Here is an 8,320-nt window from a genome sequence, read left to right on the forward strand (position 1 = left end):
CTCCTGCATGTCGAGGCGGTCACCGAGGCCGCGCAGCTGCACGATCTCGGTCTCGGTGAGGGACAGGTGCTCCTTCGGAGCGAGCTGCGACCACTCGCCACGCGGGATCTCCACGAAGGGGGTCGGGTGCGCGACGGCGGTCTCCGGGATCGGCATGGGAACGAGCGTACAGACGGGAGGCGCGGTGCAGGTGAGCAGGCCTGCTCACCGGCACCGCGCCTCCCGTTCGACGTCCGTGCGCGTCTGCGGGCGCGACCCGTCAGGCGGGCAGGGCCGCCTCGATCGCGGCGATCACCTGCGGCGCGTCCGGCTTGGTCGTCGGGCGGAACCGCGTGACCGTGCCGTCGGGCGCGACCAGGAACTTCTCGAAGTTCCACGTGACCCGGCCGGCCTTGCCGTCGGCGTCCGGGGTCTCCTTGAGCGCCTGGTAGAGCGGGTGCGCGCTCTTGCCGTTCACCTTGACCTTCTCGGACATCGGGAAGGTGACGTCCCACGTGGTGGAGCAGTACTCGTCGATCGCCTCGGACGAGCCGAGCTCCTGCAGGAACTGGTTGCTCGGGAAGCCGAGGACCGTGAAGCCACGGGGGCCGTACTCCTTCTGGAGTGCCTCGAGCTGCTCGTACTGCGGCGCGAGTCCGCAGCGCGACGCGACGTTCACGACGAGCACCGCCTTGTCCCCGAACGCCCCGAACGTGGTGTGCTCGCCGTGCAGGGTGGTGATCGCGATGTCGTCGAAGCGTCCCATGTCCCAAACGTTATCCCCAGCCCTGCTCGTTCGCAGGGTCGTCGCCCAGGCAGACCGTAGGATCGTCCCCATGTGTGGAATCGTCGGCTACGTCGGCAGCAACAGCAGCCAGGACGTCCTCCTCGGTGGTCTCCGTCGGCTCGAGTACCGCGGCTACGACTCGGCGGGCATCGCCGTCGTGGACGGGGCATCGGACCTCGCCTCTGCGAAGAAGGCGGGGAAGCTCCAGGCCCTCGTCGACGAGCTCGAGTCGCACCCCATCGCCGACGGGGGCACCGGCATCGGCCACACCCGCTGGGCGACGCACGGCGGCCCGACCGACGGCAACGCGCACCCGCACCTGGCCGACGGGGGCAAGCTGGCCCTCATCCACAACGGCATCATCGAGAACTTCGCCGAGCTCCGCGCCGAGCTCGAGGCCGAGGGCGTCGAGTTCCTCAGCGAGACCGACTCCGAGGTCGCCGCGCACCTCGTCGCGCGGTCGTTCCGCGCGACCGGTGACCTGACCGCCGCGATGCAGCAGGCCGTGCAGCGGCTCGAGGGCGCGTTCACGCTCCTCGTGGTGCACGCCGACCAGCCCGGCGTCGTCGTCGGCGCCCGTCGCAACTCCCCGCTCGTGGTCGGCCTCGGTGACGGTGAGAACTTCATGGGCTCCGACGTCGCCGCGTTCGTCGCGTACACGCAGCGCGCCCTCGCGATCGGGCAGGACGAGATCGCCACGATCCGTCCCGACGGCGTCGACGTCATCCACTTCGACGGCACCCCGGCGTCGCCGAGCGAGTTCGAGGTCAACTGGGACGCATCGGCCGCCGACAAGGGCGGCTGGACGTCGTTCATGGCGAAGGAGATCAGCGAGGAGCCCGAGGCCGTCGCCAAGACGATCCTCGGCCGCGTGCACGACGGCGCGGTGACGCTCACCGACCTCGACCCGATCGCCGACCGCCTCGCGCAGGTCGACCGGGTCATCGTCATCGCCTGCGGCACCGCTGCCTACGCTGGCATCCTCGGCAAGTACGCCATCGAGCAGTGGGCTCGCGTCCCGGTCGAGGTCGAGCTGGCGCACGAGTTCCGGTACCGCGACCCGGTGCTCGACGGCCGTACGCTCGTCGTGTCGATCAGCCAGTCCGGCGAGACCATGGACACGCTCATGGCCGTGAAGTACGCCAGGGAGCAGGGCGCGCAGGTCCTCTCGATCTGCAACACCCAGGGTGCGACGATCCCGCGCGAGTCCGACGCGGTGATCTACACGCACGCCGGCCCCGAGGTCGCCGTCGCGTCGACGAAGGCGTTCATCGCGCAGGGCGTGGCGCTGTACCTGCTCGGGCTGCACCTCGCGACCCTGCGAGGGACCCTGACGGCCGAGCAGATCGCCGAGCAGGTCGCCGAGCTCGAGGGCCTCGCACCGAAGCTGCAGCAGACCATCGACGACGCGTCCGGCATCACGGACCTCGCGCGGTGGATGGCAGACACCCGCAGCGTGCTGTTCCTCGGCCGCCACGTCGGGTACCCGATCGCGCTCGAGGGTGCGCTCAAGCTCAAGGAGCTCGCCTACATCCACGCCGAGGGCTTCGCCGCGGGTGAGCTCAAGCACGGCCCGATCGCGCTGATCGAGCCCGGCCAGATCGTCTTCGTGATCGTGCCGTCGCCGCGTGACCCGCGGTCGCTGCACCCGAAGGTCGTCTCGAACATCCAGGAGATCCGCGCCCGCGGGGCCCGGGTCATCGCGATCGCCGAGGAAGGCGACGCCGCCGTGCTGCCCTTCGCCGACGAGGTCCTGCGCATCCCGCTCGCGACGCCGCTGTTCGAGCCGCTGCTGGCGGTCGCGCCGCTGCACATGTTCGGCATGGAACTCGCCGCGGCCAAGGGCCTCGACGTCGACCAGCCGCGCAACCTCGCGAAGTCGGTCACCGTCGAGTAGTCGCTCGTGATCATCGGCATCGGGGTCGACGTGGTCGACCTGGAACGGTTCGACCGGGTGCTGTCGCGCACGCCGGCGATGCGCACGCGGCTGTTCACGCCGGCGGAGCTCGTGCGCGACGGGGAGCCACGACCGATCGCGTCGCTGGCCGCCCGGTTCGCGGCGAAGGAAGCACTGATCAAGGCGTTCGGGTCGAGTGCCGGTCTGAGTTGGCAGGACCTCGAGGTCGTCTCGGACGACCAGCGGAACCCGTCGCTGACACTGCGACAGGGGGCGCGAGCGGTGGCGGACGGGCGCGGGGTGACGAGCGTGCACCTCTCGCTCTCGCACGACGGAGGGATCGCGACGGCGTTCGTGGTCCTCGAAGGGAAGCAAGCGTGAGTGCGTTCACGGACGATCGTTGTTCGATGGTGCAGCCGCTGATCGACGGGGGCGCCTCGTGAGTGCGTTCACCGGGATCACGGTCGACCGGGAGGCGCTGATCGCCAACTACGCGACGGTCGCCGAACAGGTGGCACCGTCCGGCGTCATCGCGGTCGTCAAGGCGAACGGGTACGGCCACGGCGCAGCGGAGTCCGCGCAGGCCTTCGTGGACGCCGGCGCGGAGTGGCTCGGCGTCGCGGACATCGACGAGGGGATCGCCCTCCGCCGCGCCGGCATCGACGAGGGCGTCCGGATCCTGGCGTGGCTGCACGCCCCCGACGAGGACTTCCGTCGCGCTGCGCAGTACGGCATCACGCCCGCGGTCTCCAGCGTCTCGCAGCTCGCTGCGGCGGCGGACTCCGAGGTGCCGGCGGTGCACGTGTGCGTCGACACCGGTCTGAGCCGCAACGGCGCGGTCGAGTCCGAGTGGCAGGAGCTCTTCGAGACGGCCGCCCGACTCGCCCGCAGCGGCTCGCGTACGCGTGTCGAGGGCCTCATGTCGCACCTGTCGAACGCCTCGCGCGCCGACGACCTCGACCAGGACGCCGCGCTGCAGCGGGCGCTCGACGGCCTCGCCGCGAACGGGGTCGTGCCCGAGATGGTGCACCTCGCCGCCAGCGCCGCGAGCCTCGCCGTCCCGGAGACCCGGCACGACGTCGCCCGGGTCGGCCTCGCGCTGTACGGCCTCAGCCCCTTCCCCGACCGCACGTCGGCCGAGCTCGGCCTCCGCCCCGCGATGCGCGTGACCGCCGCGGTGCTCCGCACGGTCCCGGTGCGTGCTGGCGAGGGCGTCAGCTACGGCTACACCTGGCGTGCCACGACGGACACCCGGCTCGCGGTGATCGGTCTCGGGTACGCGGACGGCTTCGACCGCGACTTCGGGAACCGCGTCGCGGTGCGGATCGGGGACCGCACCTTCCCGGTCGTCGGCCGTGTGGCCATGAACGCCATGCACGTCGACATCGGTGACGCCGACGTCCGGGTCGGCGACGAAGCGGTGCTCTGGGGCGACCCCGCGAACGGCGATCCCGCGGTCGAGGACTGGGCCGCAGCGATCGGCACCATCAACTACGAGGTGGTCGCACGGGTCGGCCGCAGCGTCGAACGGAGGACCTCGTGAACGCGCCGCTGCGCCGGGCACAGATCGATCTCGACGCCTACCGCGCCAACCTCGACCTGGTCCGTGAGTGGATGGACCCGGTCGAGGTCATGGCGATCATGAAGGCCGACGCCTACGGGCACGGTCTCGAGCCGATCGCCCTCGCTGCGGTGGACGCGGGCATCCGGTGGATCGGTGTGCTCACGGTCCCGGCGGCCCTGCGTCTCCGCTCGATCGGTGTCGGCGAGGACGTCCACCTCTTCACGTGGCAGCACGACCCCGCACTCGACTTCCGCGACGCGATCGACTCCGCCGTCGACCTCGGCGTCTCGAACGTGCCCGAGCTGCAGCGTGTCATCGACGCCGTCGACCAGCGTCCGGCGCGGGTGCACCTCGGCGTCGACTCCGGCCTGCACCGAGACGGCGCGACGCCGGGGGACTGGCCCGCACTCGTGACCCTCGCCCGTGACGCGCAGCGCGACGGACGCATCGAGGTCGTGGCCGCGTACACGCACCTCGCCGAGTCCTCGGACGACGACGACGCGTCCGCCGTGGCGCTCTTCGACGACGCGGTCGAGCAGGCCGACGAACTCGGGCTCGACATCCCGATCGAGCACGTGGCAGCCTCGCTCGCCGGCCTCGAGCGCAAGGAGTTCCGCAAGGACATGGTCCGGATGGGCGCGAACCTGTTCGGCATCCCCGGTGCGGACGGCGTCTCGGCGGCTGACCTCGGCCTCGAACCCGTCATGACCCTGACCGCGTCGGTCGCGAAGACGAAGCGCGTGCCGGTCGACACCGGTGTGTCGTACGACTACACGTACCGCACCACCTCCGAGACCACGCTCGCGCTCGTCCCGGTCGGCTACGCGGACGGCGTCCCGCGCCTCGCCCAGGGACGAATCGAGGTCGCGATCGGCGGGAAGCGCTACCCGATCGCCGGTCGCGTCGCGATGGACCAGTTCCTCGTGGACGTCGGCGACGACGACGTCCGGGTCGGTGACACCGTCGTGTTGTTCGGCACGGGCGAGCACGACGAGATGACGGTCCTCGAGTGGGGCGATGCCCTCGGCACCATCGGCGAGGAGATCGTCTGCCGGATCGGTGAGCGCGTGCCCCGCGTGTACGAGGGCCACGAGGCCGAGGGGCACGTGGCGGAGTACCTCCGGGGGGAGCGGTGACCGTCCTGCTCGACACCGTGGTCGACTCGACCGAGGCCATGGGAGTGCTCGGAGCACGGTTGGCCGCTCAGCTGCGCGCGGGAGACCTCGTCGTGCTGACCGGACCGCTCGGCGCCGGCAAGACCACCCTGACCCGGGGACTCGGCGCTGCGCTGGGTGCCCGTGGGCAGGTGTCGAGTCCGACGTTCGTCCTCGCCCGCACACACCCGACGACCAGCGGGCCGGATCTCGTGCACGTCGATGCCTACCGCCTGTCCGATCCGGTGGAGCTCGACGACCTCGACCTCGACTGGGACGAGTCGATCGTCGTCGTCGAGTGGGGGCGCGGGTTCGTCGACGGCATCGCGGACAGCGTCCTCGACGTCGAGATCGTCCGGGGCACAGGGGCCGGTACGGATCGTCCCGATCACGCCGAACTCGATCCGGATGATGTCCCGGACGAGCCGCGTCGGGTGATCGTGACAGGCGCTGGACCGCGCTGGGCCGACGTCACGATCTGACGCAGCGGACCCGCTCGCCCGCCACCAGCCTCCGCGATCGACATCGGGTCCGCCTCATCGGTCATGACAAGGCCGTGGCCCGTGCCGCCGTGCCGCCGTGCCGCCGTGCCGCCGTGTGAGTGTCCGACGACGATCGCGCCCTCGGGGATGTCTACGTCGTCGAGAGATCCGCGCACGGCGGTTGCATTGCGCACGAGGCCCGACGAACAGTCCGCCCCCACCGACGCGCAGCGTGCCCGCGTTCGCGGGTCGTGCACAGCCGAAGACCCCCGGAGCCGTGTCTTGACGTGGTTCCGGGGGTCGTTGGTCGTGCGCGGCCTGGGGTGGTTACTTCGCTGCGGTGAGGGTGAAGGTGGTGTCGTCGGTGCCGGTGGACTTGAGGGTGCGGGTGAAGGTGGCGTCGGTGATGGCGGCGCCGGTGGTGTAGTTCCAGTTGCCGTCCTCGTCGGCGGTGACGTTCATGAGGTACTTGGTTCCGGAGTAGACGTTGACGCGGGCGCCGGGCTGGGCGGTGCCTTCGATCTTCTGCTTCTGCCCCGTGGTGAACGTCTTCGTCGTCACCGTGATCGGTGCGGTCTCGTTCTCCTCGGCCGTCAGGGTGAAGGTCACGTCCTTCACCCCTTTGGTCTTCAGCGTGCGTGTGAAGGTCTTGCCGGTGATCGGGGCACCAGTGGTGTAGTGCCACCTCCCGTCGCTCCCTGCAGCGACGTTCATGAGTCGACGGTCGTCGGACCACACCTCGATCACCGCGTACGGCTCGGCGGTGCCCTCGATGAGCTGCCGTTCCCCAGCGGTGAACGTCTTCGTCGTGACGGTGATGGGCGTGGTCTCCTCACCATCCGCGGTGAGTGTGAACTCGACGTCCTCGGTGCCCCGCGACTTGAGCGTCCGCGTGTAGGAGTCGTCCCGGATCGGAGTCGTCGTGGTGTACGACCATGCGCCGGTGTGGTCGGCCGCGATGCGTGACTCGAGTCCGTCCTCGGACGACACCTCGATCGTTGCGTATCGCTCGGCAGTACCCTCGACGAGCTGGCGTTGGCCCTTGACGAAGGTCGTGGTCGTGACCGCGATCGGCGCCGCCGTCACCTCTGCCGTGAACGTCTGGGTGATGGTCTTGTTCGCTCCGTAGTGGAAGTCGAGATCGAGACGCTCCTTGCCGACGGTGAAGCGCTGCGGGATGTCGAGCGTCCAGCTCGCGCTCTCATCGCTGGAGCCGAACGCGATCACGGCGTTCCGGTCGGTGCCGTTCACGGTGGCCCACACGTTCTGCCGGGCCACCGCGGTCCCGGTGACGGTCAGCCCGCGCCCCGGGAAGAACACCGGCCGCGACGTGACCTCGAACGGAGTTGCTGCCTCGGCCGATGCCGTGAAGGTTTGCCTGACCGTCTCGTCGCCTGAGTGGAGGTCGAGAGCGACTTCGTTCTTGCCCTGCGTGTGCTCGAACGGGATGCGGAGCGTCCAGGAGCCCTGGTCGTTTCCAGCGACGAAGGCGATCACGTCATGCGGGTCCGTACCTGCGATGGTCGCCCAGACGTTCGCCCGCCGGGGCGCGGTACCGGAGACGACCAGTACTTCGTCCGGCGCGTAGACCGGCGACGAGGTGACCTCGAGTCCGGGCGCGGCGCCGGTGGCGGTGAACACCCGGGTGATCGTCTCTCGCTCGCCGTGGTGGAAGTCGAGGCTGACCTGGTCCTTGCCTGTCGTGTGCTCGACGGGGACTCGCAGGGTCCAGGACGTGGAGTCGTCCCCGGAGTCGAACGCGATGACCGCGTTCCGGTCCGTGCCGGAGATCGTGGCCCAGACGTTCTGGCGCAGCGGTGCCACCCCTGTCACGGTGAGCTGGCCGCCTGGGGCGTAGACGAGCTGAGACGTCACGGCGAAGCCGACGGAGGACGACGCTTCCGAAACGGAGGAAACGGGAGCTGCGGATGCCACGTCCGCGCCGGAAACGGCGATGAGGGGGACGACGGCAACGGCGGTGCCGAGGAGGGTTGCGCCGATCGAGCGGGAGATGTTCACGGGATTCTTTCTGCGTGACGGGGCTTGCATGTCAAAGTACGATATTTCAACGTCATTGAATTGCTCCCGAATGCGATGCGAACGATCGCCGTCGGGTGGCGTGCCCGCGTTCGCGGGTCGTGCACAGCCGAAGACCCCCGGAGCCGTGTCTTGACGTGGTTCCGGGGGTCGTTGGTCGTGCGCGGCCTGGGGTGGTTACTTCGCTGCGGTGAGGGTGAAGGTGGTGTCGTCGGTGCCGGTGGACTTGAGGGTGCGGGTGAAGGTGGCGTCGGTGATGGCGGCGCCGGTGGTGTAGTTCCAGTTGCCGTCCTCGTCGGCGGTGACGTTCATGAGGTACTTGGTTCCGGAGTAGACGTTGACGCGGGCGCCGGGCTGGGCGGTGCCTTCGATCTTCTGCTTCTGCCCCGTGGTGAACGTCTTCGTCGTCACCGTGATCGG

General features: G+C 69.8%; 8 protein-coding genes. 5 read left to right on the forward strand and 3 right to left on the reverse strand.

Annotated features, from left to right (window positions below; genetic code table 11):
- Positions 1 to 259 precede the first annotated feature (259 nt).
- Positions 260 to 745 (reverse strand): glutathione peroxidase, encoded by a 486-nt coding sequence (locus Q7F20_RS16635; RefSeq protein WP_305741182.1) that lies wholly within the window; start codon positions 743 to 745, stop codon positions 260 to 262.
- Positions 746 to 815: 70 nt separating this feature from the next.
- On the opposite strand from Q7F20_RS16635, the gene glmS reads away from it, so the two are divergent.
- From glmS to tsaE, 5 genes are read left to right on the forward strand one after another with little or no spacing between them, the layout of a single operon-like run.
- Positions 816 to 2,663, forward strand: a complete 1,848-nt coding sequence (glmS, locus tag Q7F20_RS16640) for a glutamine--fructose-6-phosphate transaminase (isomerizing) (RefSeq protein ID WP_305741183.1) — start codon at positions 816 to 818, stop codon at positions 2,661 to 2,663.
- Positions 2,664 to 2,669: 6 nt separating this feature from the next.
- Positions 2,670 to 3,044 (forward strand): holo-ACP synthase, encoded by a 375-nt coding sequence (locus tag Q7F20_RS16645; protein ID WP_305741184.1) that lies wholly within the window; start codon positions 2,670 to 2,672, stop codon positions 3,042 to 3,044.
- 58 nt (positions 3,045 to 3,102) lie between these two features.
- Positions 3,103 to 4,206, forward strand: a complete 1,104-nt coding sequence (gene alr / locus Q7F20_RS16650; RefSeq protein WP_305741185.1) for an alanine racemase — start codon at positions 3,103 to 3,105, stop codon at positions 4,204 to 4,206.
- Positions 4,203 to 5,363, forward strand: coding sequence for an alanine racemase (gene alr / locus Q7F20_RS16655; RefSeq protein ID WP_305741186.1), 1,161 nt, complete (start codon positions 4,203 to 4,205; stop codon positions 5,361 to 5,363). The genes alr (Q7F20_RS16650) and alr (Q7F20_RS16655) overlap by 4 nt, the downstream gene beginning before the upstream one ends.
- The gene (gene tsaE / locus Q7F20_RS16660) at positions 5,360 to 5,863 is read left to right on the forward strand and encodes a tRNA (adenosine(37)-N6)-threonylcarbamoyltransferase complex ATPase subunit type 1 TsaE (protein WP_370871722.1); all 504 of its coding nucleotides are present in this window, start codon (positions 5,360 to 5,362) and stop codon (positions 5,861 to 5,863) included. The genes alr (Q7F20_RS16655) and tsaE overlap by 4 nt, the downstream gene beginning before the upstream one ends.
- Positions 5,864 to 6,190: 327 nt before the next feature.
- Here the strand turns inward: tsaE and Q7F20_RS16665 are convergent, their stop codons facing one another.
- Positions 6,191 to 7,687, reverse strand: coding sequence for a hypothetical protein (locus Q7F20_RS16665; RefSeq protein WP_305741187.1), 1,497 nt, complete (start codon positions 7,685 to 7,687; stop codon positions 6,191 to 6,193).
- Positions 7,688 to 8,077: 390 nt separating this feature from the next.
- Positions 8,078 to 8,320, reverse strand: a 243-nt coding sequence (locus Q7F20_RS16670; RefSeq protein ID WP_305741188.1) for a hypothetical protein, incomplete at its 5' end; no start/stop codon positions are given.

This window comes from Curtobacterium sp. A7_M15, from assembly GCF_030705415.1.
Taxonomy (GTDB): Bacteria; Actinomycetota; Actinomycetes; order Actinomycetales; family Microbacteriaceae; genus Curtobacterium.